15 protein-coding genes are annotated in these 15,854 nt (G+C 65.6%); 6 read left to right on the top strand and 9 right to left on the bottom strand.

All coding sequences use genetic code 11. The features are described from left to right. Positions 1–81: 81 nt before the first annotated feature. Complete coding sequence (locus G7026_RS10145; protein WP_181070651.1) at positions 82–981, bottom strand: polyprenyl synthetase family protein; 900 nt, start codon at positions 979–981, stop codon at positions 82–84. A 114-nt stretch (positions 982–1,095) separates the two neighbouring features. On the opposite strand from G7026_RS10145, the gene fni reads away from it, so the two are divergent. Genes fni through G7026_RS10120 form a run of 5 tightly spaced genes read left to right on the top strand, consistent with a single transcriptional unit; the run spans position 1,096 to position 7,011 of the window. Beyond that, positions 1,096–2,136 carry a type 2 isopentenyl-diphosphate Delta-isomerase gene (gene fni / locus G7026_RS10140; RefSeq protein WP_181070650.1) on the top strand — a complete coding sequence of 347 codons (1,041 nt, stop codon included), beginning with the start codon at positions 1,096–1,098 and terminating at the stop codon, positions 2,134–2,136. Beyond that, complete coding sequence (locus G7026_RS10135; RefSeq protein WP_181070649.1) at positions 2,133–3,422, top strand: glycosyltransferase; 1,290 nt, start codon at positions 2,133–2,135, stop codon at positions 3,420–3,422. Before fni ends, G7026_RS10135 begins: the two co-directional genes overlap by 4 nt. After that, a complete protein-coding gene (gene crtY / locus G7026_RS10130) occupies positions 3,412–4,581 on the top strand; it encodes a lycopene beta-cyclase CrtY (protein WP_181070648.1) in 1,170 nt (389 codons plus the stop codon). The genes G7026_RS10135 and crtY overlap by 11 nt, the downstream gene beginning before the upstream one ends. Then, the gene (locus tag G7026_RS10125) at positions 4,578–6,092 is read left to right on the top strand and encodes a phytoene desaturase (RefSeq protein ID WP_181070647.1); all 1,515 of its coding nucleotides are present in this window, start codon (positions 4,578–4,580) and stop codon (positions 6,090–6,092) included. The genes crtY and G7026_RS10125 overlap by 4 nt, the downstream gene beginning before the upstream one ends. After that, positions 6,085–7,011, top strand: a complete 927-nt coding sequence (locus G7026_RS10120) for a phytoene/squalene synthase family protein (RefSeq protein ID WP_181070646.1) — start codon at positions 6,085–6,087, stop codon at positions 7,009–7,011. Before G7026_RS10125 ends, G7026_RS10120 begins: the two co-directional genes overlap by 8 nt. On the opposite strand, the gene G7026_RS10115 is transcribed toward G7026_RS10120, so the two are convergent. Beyond that, positions 6,971–7,492: a sterol desaturase family protein gene (locus G7026_RS10115; RefSeq protein ID WP_181070645.1), complete on the bottom strand. Its 522-nt coding sequence runs from the start codon at positions 7,490–7,492 to the stop codon at positions 6,971–6,973. The genes G7026_RS10120 and G7026_RS10115 overlap by 41 nt on opposite strands. A 123-nt stretch (positions 7,493–7,615) precedes the next feature. Here G7026_RS10115 and G7026_RS10110 point away from each other — a divergent pair, with 123 nt between their 5' ends. Further along, positions 7,616–8,461: a 23S rRNA (adenine(2030)-N(6))-methyltransferase RlmJ gene (locus G7026_RS10110; protein WP_181070644.1), complete on the top strand. Its 846-nt coding sequence runs from the start codon at positions 7,616–7,618 to the stop codon at positions 8,459–8,461. A gap of 6 nt (positions 8,462–8,467) precedes the next feature. Here G7026_RS10110 and ggt read toward each other — a convergent pair whose 3' ends face one another. The 7 genes from ggt to G7026_RS10075 form a co-directional block, all read right to left on the bottom strand. Further along, positions 8,468–10,177 (bottom strand): gamma-glutamyltransferase, encoded by a 1,710-nt coding sequence (ggt, locus tag G7026_RS10105; protein WP_181070643.1) that lies wholly within the window; start codon positions 10,175–10,177, stop codon positions 8,468–8,470. A 3-nt stretch (positions 10,178–10,180) separates the two neighbouring features. Next, positions 10,181–10,432, bottom strand: a complete 252-nt coding sequence (locus tag G7026_RS10100; protein ID WP_181070642.1) for a YfhL family 4Fe-4S dicluster ferredoxin — start codon at positions 10,430–10,432, stop codon at positions 10,181–10,183. A 139-nt stretch (positions 10,433–10,571) separates the two neighbouring features. Then, a complete protein-coding gene (gene coaD / locus G7026_RS10095; protein ID WP_181070641.1) occupies positions 10,572–11,054 on the bottom strand; it encodes a pantetheine-phosphate adenylyltransferase in 483 nt (160 codons plus the stop codon). A gap of 209 nt (positions 11,055–11,263) precedes the next feature. Further along, positions 11,264–12,292 carry a hydrolase gene (locus G7026_RS10090; protein ID WP_308811777.1) on the bottom strand — a complete coding sequence of 343 codons (1,029 nt, stop codon included), beginning with the start codon at positions 12,290–12,292 and terminating at the stop codon, positions 11,264–11,266. 44 nt (positions 12,293–12,336) lie between these two features. Then, entirely contained in the window at positions 12,337–12,933 is a 597-nt protein-coding gene (gene rsmD, locus G7026_RS10085; protein ID WP_181070640.1) for a 16S rRNA (guanine(966)-N(2))-methyltransferase RsmD, read from the bottom strand. Next, entirely contained in the window at positions 12,933–14,459 is a 1,527-nt protein-coding gene (locus G7026_RS10080) for a M16 family metallopeptidase (RefSeq protein ID WP_181070639.1), read from the bottom strand. The genes rsmD and G7026_RS10080 overlap by 1 nt, the downstream gene beginning before the upstream one ends. After that, a complete protein-coding gene (locus G7026_RS10075) occupies positions 14,452–15,804 on the bottom strand; it encodes a M16 family metallopeptidase (RefSeq protein WP_181070638.1) in 1,353 nt (450 codons plus the stop codon). Before G7026_RS10075 ends, G7026_RS10080 begins: the two co-directional genes overlap by 8 nt. Between the last annotated feature and the right edge of the window lie 50 nt (positions 15,805–15,854).

Below are 15,854 nucleotides of genomic sequence, written 5' to 3'. Positions count from 1 at the left end.
CCCGAGTCTAAGGAGGGCGCGGCGTGCCTCCTAGCTCCATCCATTGCACTGATGAAGGCCTAACACGGGCGGCGTGATGGCTCAGCGCGCCCGCGCGAACAGGCGGTCCAGCAGCTGCGACAACAGTCCGCCGGCCAGGCCCAGCCGCGCCAAGTGGTCTTCAGCGTACCGGACGTGCTCCTTCAGGAGCTGACGGGTGGCGTCGGCGCCGAGCAGCGATATGACGGTCGACTTGCCATCATCCTTACCGCTGTCCTTGCCGGTCTGCTGGCTGCTCATGCTGTCATCGAGGTCGTCGAGCAACTGGAAGGCGTGCCCCAGTTCAACGGCGAATCCACGTAGCAAGTTGCGCTGCCTGACATCGCAACGGGCGAACAATGCAGCCATCTCCAGGGCGGCGGTGAACAGCGAACCGGTTTTGAGCTGATTGGCGTTGGCAATGGCATCCAGGGGCCGTTGCTGACGTCCCTCGCGCAGGTCGAAGTACTGGCCGCGTACCAGCCCCTGGGATCCAATCGCTTGTGACAGCAGGCAGACCATCTGCGTACGCACAGGATGCGCAACGCCCTGCGCGCAGGCCGCTACGCTGAAGGCATGGCTGAGCAGCGCCACGGCCGCAAGGATCGCGATGTCTTCACCGAACTGCACGTGGATGGTAGGCCGGCCGCGGCGCAGGCTGGCGTCGTCCATACAGGGCATGTCATCCAGAAACAGGGAGGCGGCATGAATCATTTCCAATGCGCAGGCGATATCGAAAGCGCCTTCGTCGAGCCGGTCAAAGTCCTGCAGGGCGAGCAGCAACAGCAGCGGTCGTATGCGTTTGCCGGGCGCCAGAGTGCCTTCGCGCATGGCGGCGGCAATGGGGTCTTGTGGATGTGTCGGGCCGGGCAGCAGCTCGCCAAGCCGAGTGTCGACACGGGTACGGAGTGCTCTGAGGAATTGCTCGAGAACCGTCTGTGGGTCTGAAACAGACAGTGCCATTGGATACCCCCGTGGGTGACTGCAATGCGCCCTAATTTTGTACAAGATGTACAAGTCTCGGCACCATTAGTGACCTCAAGCGTCAAAATTAGGTCATTGCTCTGGGAGCGGACCATGAACGAAGAGCTTCTGGTGACACGCAAAAATGACCATCTCGATATCGTGCTTGACCCACTGCGTGCGCGACGGGTGGCCTCGACGGGCTTTGACATGCTGACATTCGAGCACTGCGCGCTACCGGAGTTGCATCTGGATCAGGTGGATATCTCCGCATCGTTGTTCGGACGCCGATTGGCCGCACCTTTGCTGATCAGTTCGATGACTGGTGGTGCCGCGCGTGCCGCTCAGATAAACCATAGCCTGGCAGCGGCCGCCGAGACGTTGGGAATAGCGCTGGCGGTCGGTTCGCAGCGCATTGCGCTGGAAACCGATGCCGACCAGGGGTTGACCCGTCAACTGCGGCAGTTGGCCCCAAGCGTGCCGTTGCTCGCCAACATCGGCGCCGCGCAGCTGGTGGCTGGTTATGGGCTGGCTCATGCGCGCCGCGCGGTAGAGATGATCGAGGCCGACGCGCTGATCATTCATCTCAACCCGTTGCAGGAAGCCGTGCAGCAAGGCGGGGACCGCGACTGGCGCGGTGTGCTGTCTGCGATCAAGCGACTGGCGGCTAAGCTCGACGTGCCCATTGTGGTGAAGGAGGTGGGGGTCGGACTGTCGCCCCGGGTGGCGCGACAACTGGTCGAAGCCGGGGTGTCGGTGCTCGACATCGCGGGTGCCGGCGGCACCAGTTGGGCTGCCGTGGAGGCGGAGCGCTCCGCCGACCCGCAACAGCGGGCAATCGCTCAGGCATTCGCGGGCTGGGGCATCCCCACCGCGCAGGCGCTGCAGATGGTGCGTCAGGAGTGCCCGGCGGCCACGTTGATCGCCTCGGGCGGCATTCGCGACGGCGTCGATGCAGCCAAGGCGATTCGCCTGGGGGCCAACCTGGTCGGGCAGGCCGCCGGGGTCCTGGACGCCGCGCTGCTTGGCCCCGATGCGGTCATCGACCATTTCCAAGTGCTGATCCAGCAGCTGCGCGTGGCCTGTTTCTGCACCGGTTCGGCGGATCTGGCTGCGCTGTCACGCGCGCCGCTGTTGACCGACATTGCGCGATGACGCACTTCGCCGTCATCGCTCCACCTTTCCACAGTCACCTGCGCGCCCTTGAAGCGATTTCCAGCGAGTTGATCAGGCGTGGGCATCGGCTGACCTTCGTTCAACAGGCCGACGTCTGCGCTGCCCTGTGCCATCCGGCGCTGCAATTCGCCGCGGTGGGTGCCGCCAGTCATCCGCCCGGTTCGATGCAGGCGGTCATTTCTCGTGCCGCGAGGCCCGGCGGCCCGTGGGGGCTCAAACGTGTGATAGCCGATCTGGCCTGCGCGACAGACATGCTCTGCCGCGAAGCGCCGTTGGTGCTGTCGACCTTGGGTGTGGAGGCGGTGATAGCCGACCAGATGGAGCCTGCCGGCGCGCTGGTGGCCGAATCGCTGGGGTTGCCTTATGTCTCGGTTGCCTGTGCTCTGCCGTTCAACCGCGAGCCGCTGATGCCATTACCAGTGATGCCCTGGCGGTACCAGGCGACGCCCTGGGGCGAGCAGCTCAACCTGCACAGCGCTCGTGTCTACGACTGGATGATGCGGCCCCACGGCGATGTGATCGCGGCCCACGCCGCGGCGTTTGGTCTGGCGCCGCGGCGAACACTCAGCGAGTGCCTGTCTCCCTTGCTGCAGGTAAGCCAGACACCTATCGACTTCGATTTCCCACGTCAGGCGCTACCGCGTCATGTCCATGCGGTGGGGCCGCTGCGCATGCCGCTGCAGGACGAGCCGCCATTGACGTTGCCCATCGAAACGCGTCGGCCCTTCGTGTTCGCCTCCTTCGGCACCCTTCAGGGCTATCGTTTCGGATTGTTCCAGCGCATCGCCCGGGCCTGTCGCGAGCTTGACGTGCAGTTGCTGGTGGCCCACTGCGGTGGGCTGGATCACCGGCAGGAGCAGCGGCTGCAGAAGGCTGGTGCAACCTGGGTAACTGATTTCGCGCCACAGCGCTCCGTGCTGGCCAATGCTCAGGCGGTGGTTACCCATGCAGGACTCAATACCGTGCTCGATGCATTGGAGGCAGGTGTGCCGGTGCTGGCGCTCCCGATCGCCTTCGACCAACCTGGTGTGGCCGCGCGGGTCGAATACGCGGGAGTCGGCTTGCGCCTGAATCATCGCATCGCCCGCAGTAGCGACATCTGCAACGCCTTGTTGCGGCTGCTGAGCGAGCCGGCCTTTCACGAACGTGCCAGCGCGCTTGGCCGCGAAGTCCGGGTGTCCGGTGGTGCGGCTCGCGCTGCCTATCTGATCGAAACGGCGGTCAGGCGCAACCGGCCGCTGACGAGGGATGACGATGACCTCTGATGCCGATCTCATTCTTGTCGGTGGCGGCCTGGCCAACGGGCTGCTCGCCTGGCGCCTGCGCGAGGCGCGGCCAGGCCTACGGATACTGCTGCTCGAACAGGGCCGGGCGCTCGGCGGCAATCATACCTGGTCGTTCCATGACTATGATCTGAGCGAAGCTCAGCACGCCTGGATCGCGCCGCTGGTCTCGCAGCGTTGGGACCATTACCGGGTCGTCTTTCCCCTACTACGACGGGAACTGCGCAGCGGTTATGCCTCTATTCTGTCCGGGCAGTTCCATCAGTGCCTGATGGCGCGACTGGGGGACGCCGTGCGCCTCAATGCCGAGGTGAAAACGGTAGAGCCACAGCGGGTGGTGATGGCGGACGGCGAGGTGCTGACGGCGCCCGCGGTGATCGATGGCCGTGGCGTGCGTCGCAGTCGGCACCTGGCCCTGGGCTTTCAGAAGTTTCTTGGCCAGGAGGTGCGGCTGGCCGTGCCCCACGGTCTGACGGGGCCGATCATCATGGATGCGAGCGTCGCCCAGCATGACGGCTACCGGTTCATCTACGTGCTGCCGCTCGCCGCCGACCGCCTGCTGATCGAAGACACCTACTATGCCGACGGCGAGGCGGTGGCGTCCGAGACCCTGCGCGACAATATCGCCGGTTACGCCTCGGTCAATGGCTGGCGCATCACCGAGGTGGAGCGGGAGGAGCAGGGCGTGCTGCCGATCGTGTTGTCGGGCGATCCCGACGCGTTCTGGCGCGACGCCGGGGGCGTGCCTCAAAGCGGTCTGTCCGCCGGTCTGTTTCATCCGACCACCGGGTATTCGCTCCCCGATGCGGTACGTCTGGCCGACCACCTACTCGCGCTCGATCGCTGGACCAGCGCCGAGTTGTGCACCGCCATCGGCAAGCATGCGCGGCGGCAATGGCGTGAGCGCGGCTTTTTCCGTCTGCTCAACCGCATGCTGTTCATGGCGGGGCGGCCTGACCATCGCTGGCAGGTCATGCAGCGCTTCTACCGGCTGCCCGAGCCGCTGATCCAACGCTTTTATGCGGCGCGCCTGACGCCGTGGGATCGGCTGCGCATCGTGTCTGGCAAACCTCCGGTTCCGCTTGGCGAGGCGCTGCGTGCGCTGGCCGCCGACAACCTGCACCTCAAGGACTCCCGATGAGTACTTCCGAACGCGTTGGATCCGCGCCCAGGCGAGCCGTGGTGATCGGTGCGGGTTTCGGCGGCCTGGCCCTGGCGATCCGTCTGCAGGCTGGCGGCGTGCAGACCACCATGCTGGAGAAGCGCGACAAGCCGGGCGGGCGCGCATACGTCTGGCACGATCAGGGGTTCACCTTCGATGCCGGCCCCACGGTGATTACCGATCCGGCGGCGCTCGAGGAGCTGTTCACCCTGGCCGGCAAGCGCATGGCTGATTACGTGGAATTGCTGTCGGTGAGCCCGTTCTATCGGCTGTGCTGGGAAGACGGCTACCGCTTCGATTACGTCAACGATCAGGCCGAACTGGACCGTCAGATCAGCGCGAAGAACCCGCGCGATGTGGACGGCTACCGGCGTTTTCTCGACTACTCCCGGGCGGTCTATGAAGAGGGCTACGTCAAGCTTGGCACCGTGCCGTTCCTGTCTTTTCGCAGCATGATCAATGCCGGCCCCCAGCTCGCCAAGCTGCAGGCTTGGCGCAGCGTCTACAGCATGGTGGCCAAATTCATCGAGGACGATCAGCTGCGCCAGGCGTTGTCGTTCCACTCGTTGCTCGTTGGCGGCAACCCGTTCGAGACGTCGTCCATCTATGCCCTGATCCACGCGCTGGAGCGCCAGGGTGGGGTGTGGTTTCCCCGTGGCGGCACCGGCGCGCTGGTAGACGGGATGGTGCGGCTGTTCCAGGACCTGGGCGGGCACCTTGAACTCGAAGCACCGGTGGCTCGGATAGAACTCGCCGGGGGCAAGGTCAACGCCGTCATCACTGAAGATGGCCGACGCTTCGAAACCGACGCCGCGGCCTCCAATGCCGATGTGGTTCACACCTATAAGGCGCTCCTGGGGCATGAGCCTCGCGGCCGACAGGAAGCTGCGCGGTTGTCGAAGAAGCGCTTTTCGATGTCGCTGTTTGTCATCCACTTTGGCCTCAAGCGCCGCCATTCGCATCTGCAGCACCACACGGTCTGCTTCGGGCCCCGCTATCGGGAGCTGATCGACGACATTTTCAAGCGCGAGACACTGGCCGACGATTTTTCGCTGTACCTGCATGCGCCGTGCGTAACTGATCCGTCGCTCGCGCCCGAAGGCTGCGCCAGCCACTACGTGCTGGCCCCGGTGCCGCACCTGGGTACCGCCGGCATCGATTGGGCGGTCGAGGGCCCGCGGTACCGCGACCGCATTTTCGAGTACCTAGAGCGTTACTACATTCCGGGGCTTCGCGAAGATCTGGTGACCCACCGGATCTTCACGCCGCATGATTTTCGCGATGAGCTCAATGCGCACTTGGGCTCGGCCTTCTCGCTGGAGCCAATCCTGACGCAAAGCGCCTGGTTCCGTCCCCACAACCGCGACGACAAGATTCCGAACCTCTATATCGTCGGTGCCGGGACCCACCCGGGGGCCGGTGTTCCCGGCGTAGTGGGGTCGGCCAAGGCCACGGCGGGGCTGATGCTCGAGGCGTGCGGCAATGAATGATCAGGTTGTCAGCCACTCGACCCAAGCGATTAACGTCGGCTCCAAGAGCTTCGCGGCGGCCGCCAAGCTGTTCGACGAGCGCACCCGACAAAGCGCGGTGATGCTGTATGCCTGGTGCCGACATTGCGACGACGTGATCGACGGCCAGGTGCTTGGTCATGGGCAGCAGGCGGGCGATCGCTCGGCGGGCCAGGCGCGCCTGGCCGAGCTGATCGAGCTCACCGAGCAGGCGTATCGAGGCCAGCCGATGAGCGACCCCGCCTTCGCCGCGTTCCAGGCAGTGGTGCAGCGCCATGCCATCCCGAGGCGCTATCCGCTGGAGCATCTGGAAGGGTTTCGCATGGACGTCGAAGGCAAGCATTACGCGACCCTCGATGACACGCTGCTCTACTGCTACCGGGTCGCTGGCGTGGTGGGCTTGATGATGGCCAGGGTGATGGGCGCCGAAGACGAGGCCACGCTCGATCGCGCCTGCGACCTTGGCCTTGCCTTCCAGCTCACCAATATTGCGCGAGACCTCGTCGAGGACGCGGCCATCGACCGGATCTATCTGCCTGCCGACTGGCTCGCCGAGGTTGAAGTGCCCGCCGACGAGCTGGCCGAACCGTGTCATCGGCAGGCTTTGGCGGTGCTGGCGGCGCGTCTGGTGGACCTGGCCGAACCTTACTACGCCTCGGCGTTACAGGGGCTGGCGGATTTGCCAGTGCGCTCGGCCTGGTCGATCGCAACCGCCCATGCGGTCTATCGGCAGATTGGCATCGAAGTCAAAGCGCGCGGCGCCAGTGCCTGGGATACCCGGGTATCGACCAGTCGCACACAGAAGCTGCGCTTTCTTCTCGCTGGCGCAGGGGTGGCGCTGGCCTCGCGGTGGAAGAGGATCAGGCCGCGTCCTGCCGGTCTGTGGACTCGGCCTCGCTAGCCCGGCGCAGCCGCCTGCCGTGCAGCTCGCGCAACCGCTGGCGAAGCACGGCCACCGGCGGGGCGTAAAGAAAGCCGAACGACACGCAGCGATCTTTGCCCTCGACCGCATGATGCAGCCGGTGCGCCTGATAGAGCCGCTTGAGGTAGCCGTTGCGCGGCACGTAGCGCAGCGGCCAGCGATGATGCACCAGACCGTCGTGGGCGACGAAATAAAAGAATCCGTAAGCTGTCATCCCGGCGCCCACCCATTCGAGCGGGCTGTAGCCTGCGGTGCCCAGCGCGATCAGAACGACCGCGACTGCGGCGAACACCACGGCGAAAAGATCGTTCTTCTCGAACCAGCCTGTACGTGGCTCATGGTGGGAGCGGTGCCAGCCCCAGCCCCAGCCGTGCATCACGTACTTGTGCGCCCACCAAGCGAACAGCTCCATCCCGGCGAGGGTAGCGAGAAACACCAGCGAGTTGATCAGTAGCGTCATGGCGAGAACCTTCGAACCGTTGGGCGACAGTCTACGCCCGTCGCCTCGGCCTGTTGAGCGCCGCGCGACGCCTGACCGCGTCCATGGCTGGCGCTACAATGTCCGGCTTGCCAGGAGCCTTCGATGAACTACCGCCACGCCTTTCATGCCGGCAACCATGCCGACGTCTTCAAGCATCTCGTGCTCAGCCAGCTGTTCGCCCTGCTCGGTCGCAAGGACGCGCCGCTGGCGTATCTGGACAGCCATGCTGGGGTCGGTCTCTACGACCTCTCGGGTGATCAGGCAAGCCGTACCGGCGAATGGCAGCAGGGCGTCGGCCGGATCTGGGGCAGGGAAGACGTCCCGGCGGCCCTGGCCCCTTATCTGGACGTGGTCAGGGCGCTCAACCCCGATGGCCAGCTGCGCTACTACCCCGGCTCGCCCGAACTGGCACGCCGGCTGAGCCGCGATCAGGACCGTCTGCAACTCAACGAAAAGCATCCCCAAGACGGTCGTCTGCTGAAGGACAACATGGCCGGCGACCGGCGTGTGGCCGTGCATCTGGGCGAGGGCTGGCACGTGCCGCGGGCGCTGATGCCGACCGCCGAGAAGCGTGTGGTGTTGCTGATCGACCCGCCCTTCGAGCAGGCCGACGAGCTGAGCCGCTGCGTGGAGGCGCTCAAGGACGCGCTCGGGCGCATGCGCCAGACGGTCGGGGTGATCTGGTACCCGATCAAGGATGAGCGCCAGTTGCGCCGTTTCTACCAGGATCTCGCAAGAAGCGGCGCGCCGAAGTTGTTGCGGGCCGAACTCCATGTGCATCCGACCGACGATGCCAGCCGCCTCAATGGCTCGGGGTTGGCGATCGCCAATCCACCCTGGGGCCTCGAAGAGCAGCTGCGCGAGGTGTTGCCCTGGCTGGCCGCCCAACTGGCGCAAAGCGAAGGCGGCTGGCGGCTGGACTGGCTGATCGAGGAAGGCTCGAAGTAACGCCGGTCAGCGCGGGGGCACGATCGGCACGAGCAGCGAGCGCCCGACACCTCGTGGATCACTGGCGGCGTCGAGGCGGCCGGAGCGCTTGTCCCAGTGCAGGACCTGCTGATTGCCGTAGGCGCGTTCCATCGGTTTGAGCCGGTGGCCCAGCGCTTCGAGCGCGTTTATCTGCCCGGCATCGAACGCCCCGACTTCGTATTCGACGACATCCGGCAGGTACTGGTGGTGATAACGCGGCGTGGCCGCCCAGGCGTCGGCCGGCTCTGCGCTCAGGTGCGACAGTGCCGAGAGCAGCACCATGCTCGGGATACGGCTGCCGCCTGGTGTACCGAATGTCGCGAAGTCCGACGGCCCTTCGATGAAGGTCGGGCTCATGCTCGACAAGGGGCGCTTTCCGCCGGCGATGGCGTTGACCTGGCTGGCGGCCAGGCCATAGGCATTGCTGCCCGACAGATCGGCAGCGAAGTCGTCCATCTCGTTGTTCAGCAGCACACCGGTCCCGGGCACCGTGAAGGCGGCGCCGAACATGAAGTTCAGCGACAGGGTGGCGGCGACCGCATTGCCCTCGGCATCGATGACGGCGAAGTGGGTGGTGTTCTCGCCCTCGCGCCAGGCCGGTGCGGGCGGCAGGTCGACGCTGGGCGTGGCGCGTTGCGGGTCGATCTCTTCTGCAAGGCGGTCCAGATAGGCCGGCGCGAGCAGTTGCTGCAGCGGGTTGTCGGTGAAGTCCGGATCGCCGAGCAGGCCTCGGTCGCGGTAGGCACGGCGCAGCGCCTCGATGACCAGGTGCGGGCGCAGCGGTGGCTGCGTCGCCTGCCAGTCGAGCCGCTCGAGGATGCCCAGGCTCTGGGCGAGGGCCACACCTCCGGCCGACGGCGGTGGCGCGCTGATCAGCTCGCGACCCTCGGCAAGATCAACGCGCAATGGTTCGCGCTCCACGCTGCGATAGTCGGAAAGGTCCTGCTCGGACCAGATCCCTCCAGCCGCACGCACCCCGGCGACCAGTTTCTCTGCCAATGGACCACGGTAGAAGCTGTCGCGGCCATGTGTGGCCAGCCCTTCGAGGGTCTCGGCCAGCTCCGGCTGGCGCAGCTGATGCCCCTCGGTAGGCAACTCCCCCTTGACGAGAAAGAGCCGTGCGCTCTCCGGATCGTCCCGTAGTGCGGAAAGCCGCCATCCGGCACGTTCGCGGTACACGGCATCGACCTTGAAGCCTTCGCGGGCCAGCTCGATTGCCGGTGCCAGGGTGGCGGCCAGTGGCAAGCGACCATAGTGGGTCGCCAGATCGTCCCAGGCGGCAGGCGTTCCGGGGATCGCCGCCGCCAGCGGGCCGTTGAGCGAGAGGTCGCGCTGGGCCTTGCCGTCGCGTACGTAGAGGTCGGCGGTAGCGGCTAGAGGCGCCCGTTCACGGGCGTCGAGGAACCGGTAACGCGTCGGCTGCCCGGCCTCACGCAGCAGAAAGAAGCCGCCACCGCCAACGCCTGAGCCGTAGGGCTCCACCACCGCGAGCGCGGCGCTGATCGCCACGGCCGCGTCGAAGGCGTTGCCGCCCGCCTGGAGAATTCGCTGGCCCACCTCGCTCGCCAGCGGGTGGGGCGTGGCGATTGCGCCCTGGCCGGGCGCCTGGCTCTGCGCAGCGGCTGCCAGCGCCAGCGAGGCGATGCACAGGCCGAACAGCCACTGCCGAGCGGAGCGAGCCACCGGCAGGGGCATTGATCAGGCCTTGCCGGTGATGATGAGGTATTTCTGCATCAACTGGTCCTTGGTCTCGACGTTGCTTTCATCGAGGGGGATGCAATCGACGGGGCAGACCTGTTGGCACTGAGGTTCGTCGTAGTGGCCGACGCACTCGGTGCAAAGGTTGGGGTCGATGACGTAGATTTCCTCACCCTGGGAGATGGCGTTGTTCGGGCATTCCGGCTCGCACACATCGCAGTTGATGCAGTCATCGGTGATTATCAGGGACATCCAGCAGGCTCCTGCCATGGCGCGCGGCCGTGGCACAGGTAAAAACGGTGCGCGAATTGTGCCGCATCGTCGCTCGCCGTGCACCTGCGGGCGCCCAGTGGCGACGTCGGCAAGCGACGCGAGCCATGCCCGCCAGCGCTTACGGCTGGCTGTAGCGCTTGTGCAGCGCGTCCATCACGGTGGGGTGGACGAAGTTGCTGATGTCGCCACCCAGGCGGGCGATTTCGCGGATCAGCGTCGAGGAGATGTAGGAATACTTCTCCGACGGCGTGAGAAAGAGGCTTTCGAGTTCAGGTGCCAGGTGACGGTTCATGTTCGCCAGCTGGAACTCGTACTCGAAATCCGACACCGCCCGCAGGCCGCGCAGCAGGATGTTGGCGTTCTGCTCCTTGGCGAAGGTCGCCAGCAGGCTGGAAAAGCCGACAACTTCGACGTTGGGCAGGTGACGGGTCACCTCCTGCGCCAGCTCGACTCGCTGCTCGAGGGGAAACAGGGGATTCTTCCGCGGGCTTGCCGCGACGGCGATGATCACGTGATCGAACAGACGTGCGGCGCGCTCTACCAGATCGCCGTGGCCTTTGGTGATGGGATCGAAGGTTCCCGGATACAGCACTCGATTCATCGTGACGTCCTGACGGGTCCGTGGGGGCTGGGATGGTAGCGGCTCGGTATCGACAGCGTAAAGTCTGGAACAACCCGTGGCGATCTGCTTGAAAAGATAGCCGAGTGGCGGCCTTCGGCTGCGCGGGGTTCAGTTCGCGACAATGGCCGCGCGGCTCTCTGCATCGCAGGCGTTTATCTGGGACGAGCCGATGCTGCCCAGAGCTGGAACTACCGGAACCCACGGCCTGCTGCAAGCCAGCCGGGAATGCGCCGCTCCAGGTAATAGCGGGGGTGGAGGGGGCTGCCTTCGACGAAGCCGACATGTCCGCCTTTGTCGTGCAGTTCCAGCGTCGTGCAGGGCGACAGCTCCTCGGGTTCGGGCACGCTGTGGCGGAACACGAAGGGGTCATCCGCGGACTGGATCAGAAGCGTCGGTACGCGGATCCGGTCCAGGTAGTAGCGGCTCGAGGCTTGACGGTAGTAGTCCTGAGCATCGGCGAAACCGTGCAGCGGGGCGGTGACCCGGCCATCGAAATCCCAGAAGGTGCGCATTCCACTCAGCGAGCCGAGGCCCTCCAGTGTGGCCAGACGGTCGGCATGGCCGTGGTGAACGAACAGGCGCTGCTTGTTCTTCACGTAGGCGACCAGCTCGCGAATGAAGTGCGCCTGGTACACCCTGGAGAAACCGACCTTGATGCGATCGGCGCACTGGTCGAGGCGATAGGGCACCGAGACGGCGACGGCGCGTTGCAATGGACACTGCTCGCCCGTTTCGCCCAGGTACTTGAGCAGGATGTTTCCGCCCAGCGAATAGCCCACTGCCTGCAACGGCGCCAGTGGACGGGCCGCTTGCACGTGGGCGATGACTTCGGCCAGGTCGTCGCTGGCGCCTGAGTGGTAGGCGCGCGGCAGCAGGTTCGGCTCGCCGGAGCAGCCGCGCCAGTTGATCGCCACGCTGGACCAGCGCATCGCCGCCAGACGCTGCTGCAGCCCCAATACATAGTGCGAGCTGGACGAGCCGGTCAGCCCGTGGAGCACCAGGACCAGTGGCGATTCGGCCTCGTGCGGCCCATGCCAGTCGAGGTCGATGAAGTCGCCATCGGCCAGCCACAACCGCTCGCGTCGACGCCCGAGCGTGGGGGCTTTGCGAAAGAACGGATTCCACAAGGTCTGCAGGTGCGGGCCCGGCAGCCACCAGGCCGGCTCGAAGGGCTCGTCGGCGTCGCGCGTGGGATCGATGTCGAGTGCCAGTGTCACAAGAAGCTCCGTTACGCAAAGGCGTGGGCAGGCCGGACCGCGGCTCAGGGTACGGATCGTTCCCAGAGCGAGTAGTACACCTGGCCGGCCTGCTTTTCCCGGTGCAGTCGCCAGTTGCCCGGCATGCCGAGGCTCGAGGCAGGCGCCTCGCTTTCGGTGTAGATCCAGGCGTGATCGGCCAGCCAGCCCTTGTCTTCGAGCAGCTGGCACGTCGGCAGCAGCAGGTTCTTGTTGAACGGCGGGTCGAGGAAGACCAGGTCGAACGGCGTTGCGTGCTGGGTTTCCAGGTAGCGCAGGGCATCGCTCTGCAGCAGCTGGCCGTTGCCGCAGCTGAGTGTATCCAGGTGTTTGCGCAAGCTGGCGATGGCGTTGGCGTTGACGTCCAGCGCCAGGGCCATGCCGGCGCCGCGGGAGAGGGCTTCGAGATAGAGCGCGCCGCTGCCGGTGAACAGGTCGAACACACGCGCGCCGGAGAGGTAGGGCGCCAGCCAGTTGAACAGCGTCTCGCGCACCCGATCGGGCGTCGGGCGCAGGCCTTCAGCGTCCGGAAAGGAGAAGCGGCGGCTGCGCCATTCGCCGCCGATGATGCGTAGCTGGCCTTGGCCACCACGGGCATTAGGCCGGATCGGTGGAGTCGCCATCAATGCTCCGGAACGCCGCTGGGCTGTTCGATGGGTTGGTCGCTGGGCGGTGGCAGTTCCTTCTGCTCGACGCTGGGACCTGCGGTGACGATGACGAAGCCGTCAGCCTGCAGATGCTTGTTCATCGCTTCCCTGACTTGTTCGACCGTGACCTCCTGGACCTGTTGCATGAAGTCCTCGAGGTAGGTCAGTGGCAGGTCGTAGAAGCCGATGCTGCCCAACTGGCCGACGATGTCGGCATTGCTCGCGGTCGACAGCGGGAAGCTGCCGGCGATCTCGCGCTTGCTGCGCTCGATCTCGGCCTGGCTAGGACCATCGGCGAGGAACTCGCGTACCAGGCGTTGGACCAGCTCCAGCGACCCCTGAGCGAGCTCCGCGCGGGTCTGCAGGCTGATCATGAACGGGCCGTTACTGCGCATCGGGCTGAAGCCTGAATAGATGCCATAGGTCAGGCCGCGTTTTTCACGTACTTCCTCCATCAGGCGGGTGCCGAAACCGCCGCCGCCAAGGATCTGGTTGCCCAGGTAGAGGGCTGCGTAGTCCGGGTCGTCGCGCTCGATGCCGAGCTGGGCCAGTAGCAGGTGGGTCTGGTTGGACGGGAATTCGATATGGTGAGTGCCAGGCTCAGGCGCTGCAGGCACAGGCGTTGCCGCCAGCGCACTGCCAGTGGGCAGACTGCTCGATACGCGCGCAGCGACCGCCTCGGCCTCTTCGCGACTGAGGTCTCCGACCAGTGCGATCACCGCGTTGCCGGCGGCATAGGCGCGTGCATGGAAGCGCTGCAGCTGCTCGCGGCTGATGCCGGGAATCGATTCGGCGGTGCCTTCGCTGGGATGACCGTAGGGATGGTCGCCGTAGAGTTGAGTGAACAGCTCCAGGCTCGCCAGCTTGCCGGGGTTCTGCTTCTGCAACTCGAAGCCGGCCATCAACTGGTTCTTGATGCGCAGCAGCGAGCCTTCCGGAAAGGTCGGATGGCCGACCACCTGGCTGAACAGCTCCAACGCCGCGTTGCGTTTGTCGGCCTCGCTCAGGCTGCGCAGGCTGGCCACGGCCATGTCGCGATAGGAACCGTTGCCGAAGTCGGCGCCGAGCCCTTCGAAGCCTTCGGCAATCGCGGTGACGTCCTTGCCTTCGATACCCTCGTTGAGCATCGCATTGGTCAGCAGGGCCAGGCCGGGTGTGTCGCCGTCCTGGCTGCTGCCGGCAGCGAAGGTCAGGCGCAGGTCGAACATCGGCAACTCCGAGGCCTGAACGAACAGCACCTTGGCGCCCTCGGCGGTCTGCCAGCTCTGGATGTCCAGCGAGCGTCGGGCTAGCGGCTGATCGCCAAGCTCGGCGAGTGATTCCAGGGGTATCTGCTCCACGGCCGACTCGTCGGCTGGGGCAGGCGTCTCGACACCGGTCTGTGGTTCTGCGGGTGTTTCGGCCGGTGCGTGGGCCGGACGATTCACGCTCCAGGCGAGCAGCCCGACCAGGATCAGCAGCAACAGGCCGGACAGCCCGTGGCGCAAATGGCGCTTACTCATCGCGGGATTCCTCGGGCAGAACGTGGGCGACGCTCAGGCGCGAGCGGGTGAAATAGGTCCGCGCGGCCTGCTGGATGTCCTCGGGAGTGACGGCTTCGAGCGCGTTGAGCTCATCGTCCATCAGTCGCCAGGAGAGGCCGACCGTTTCCAGTCGGCCGATGGTGGTGGCCTGCTCGGTGATCGAGTCGCGCTCGTAGACCAGGCTGGCGATCACCTGGGCGCGAACGCGCTCGAGCTCTTCGGCCGACGGTGGTGTCTGCTTGAGCTGCTCCAGCTCTCGCCACAGGCCGGCCTCGACGTCTTCCAGGGTGCGCTGCTTCTGCAGGTTCGGCGCGGCACCGAGTACGAACAAGCTGTCGCCGCGCGGGTAGGCGCTGTACCAGGCCGAGGCGCTGATGACCAGTTCTTCGCCGCGCTCCAGGCGCGAGGGCAGCCGCGCGCTATAGCCGCCGTCGAGCAGCGCCGAGATCAGCCGCAGGGCGTGGATCTCTCGCGGATTCTCGGTCGTGGCCAGTCCCGGTACGTTGAACGCCATGATCAGGCTCGGCAGTTGCGTCCTGACATGCAGTTTCAGGCGCCGTTCGCCCGGCTCGTCGAGCTCCAGCGGCACCTTGGCCATGGGCACCGCACGTTTTTCGATCGGCCCGAAATAGCGCTCGGCCAGGCCGCGGACCTCTTCCACCGTGACATCGCCGACCACTACCAGGGTGGCGTTGTTCGGCGCGTACCAGGTCTGGTACCAGGCGCGCAGCTCCTCGACGGTCATCCGGTTCAGGTCGTCCATCCAGCCGATGGTGGGCGTGTGGTAGCCGCTGGCCGGATAGGCCATGGCCTTGAATCGCTCGAAGGCCAGCGCACTGGGCTTGTCGTCGGTGCGCAGACGACGCTCCTCCTTGATCACCTCTATCTCGCGGGCGAACTCGTCGGCCGGCAACTTGAGGCTGGCCAGCCGGTCGGCCTCCAGCTCGAAGGCGACGGCCAGGCGGTCCCGGGCCAGTACCTGGTAATAGGCGGTGTAGTCGTCGGAGGTGAAGGCATTCTCTTCAGCGCCGAGTTCGCGCAGTATTCGAGACGCCTCGCCAGGACCGAGCTTGCGACTGCCCTTGAACATCATGTGCTCCAGGGCGTGGGAGAGGCCGGTCTGGCCTGGTGTTTCGTAGCTGGAGCCGACCTTGTACCAGAGCTGCGAAACCACCACCGGCGCGCGATGGTCCTCGCGCACGATGACTTTAAGACCGTTGTCGAGGAAGAACTCGTGGGTCGGTTGCGGATCGGCTGCGATTGCCAGGCAAGGCAGGCAGAGTGTGCCGAACAACAGCACGGCACGGCGTAGCATCGAAGTCATAGACAGGACTCGTTCGGTTGCAGGCCGCATCGTCTGATGCGGGCTCCGTA

Source organism: Stutzerimonas azotifigens, from assembly GCF_013522725.1.
GTDB classification, from domain to species: Bacteria; Pseudomonadota; Gammaproteobacteria; order Pseudomonadales; family Pseudomonadaceae; genus Stutzerimonas; species Stutzerimonas azotifigens_A.
Note: the sequence above shows the minus strand (reverse complement) of the source record. Positions and strands in the feature narration are given on the sequence as shown.

Excerpts from the sequence above, each read along its gene's own strand:
- G7026_RS10145 (WP_181070651.1), bottom strand. The coding sequence starts at position 981 with ATGGCACTGTCTGTTTCAGACCCACAGACGGTTCTCGAGCAATTCCTC.
- fni (WP_181070650.1), top strand. The coding sequence starts at position 1,096 with ATGAACGAAGAGCTTCTGGTGACACGCAAAAATGACCATCTCGATATC.
- G7026_RS10135 (WP_181070649.1), top strand. The coding sequence starts at position 2,133 with ATGACGCACTTCGCCGTCATCGCTCCACCTTTCCACAGTCACCTGCGC.
- crtY (WP_181070648.1), top strand. The coding sequence starts at position 3,412 with ATGACCTCTGATGCCGATCTCATTCTTGTCGGTGGCGGCCTGGCCAAC.
- G7026_RS10125 (WP_181070647.1), top strand. The coding sequence starts at position 4,578 with ATGAGTACTTCCGAACGCGTTGGATCCGCGCCCAGGCGAGCCGTGGTG.
- G7026_RS10120 (WP_181070646.1), top strand. The coding sequence starts at position 6,085 with ATGAATGATCAGGTTGTCAGCCACTCGACCCAAGCGATTAACGTCGGC.
- G7026_RS10115 (WP_181070645.1), bottom strand. The coding sequence starts at position 7,492 with ATGACGCTACTGATCAACTCGCTGGTGTTTCTCGCTACCCTCGCCGGG.
- G7026_RS10110 (WP_181070644.1), top strand. The coding sequence starts at position 7,616 with ATGAACTACCGCCACGCCTTTCATGCCGGCAACCATGCCGACGTCTTC.
- ggt (WP_181070643.1), bottom strand. The coding sequence starts at position 10,177 with ATGCCCCTGCCGGTGGCTCGCTCCGCTCGGCAGTGGCTGTTCGGCCTG.
- G7026_RS10100 (WP_181070642.1), bottom strand. The coding sequence starts at position 10,432 with ATGTCCCTGATAATCACCGATGACTGCATCAACTGCGATGTGTGCGAG.
- coaD (WP_181070641.1), bottom strand. The coding sequence starts at position 11,054 with ATGAATCGAGTGCTGTATCCGGGAACCTTCGATCCCATCACCAAAGGC.
- rsmD (WP_181070640.1), bottom strand. The coding sequence starts at position 12,933 with ATGGCGACTCCACCGATCCGGCCTAATGCCCGTGGTGGCCAAGGCCAG.
- G7026_RS10080 (WP_181070639.1), bottom strand. The coding sequence starts at position 14,459 with ATGAGTAAGCGCCATTTGCGCCACGGGCTGTCCGGCCTGTTGCTGCTG.
- G7026_RS10075 (WP_181070638.1), bottom strand. The coding sequence starts at position 15,804 with ATGACTTCGATGCTACGCCGTGCCGTGCTGTTGTTCGGCACACTCTGC.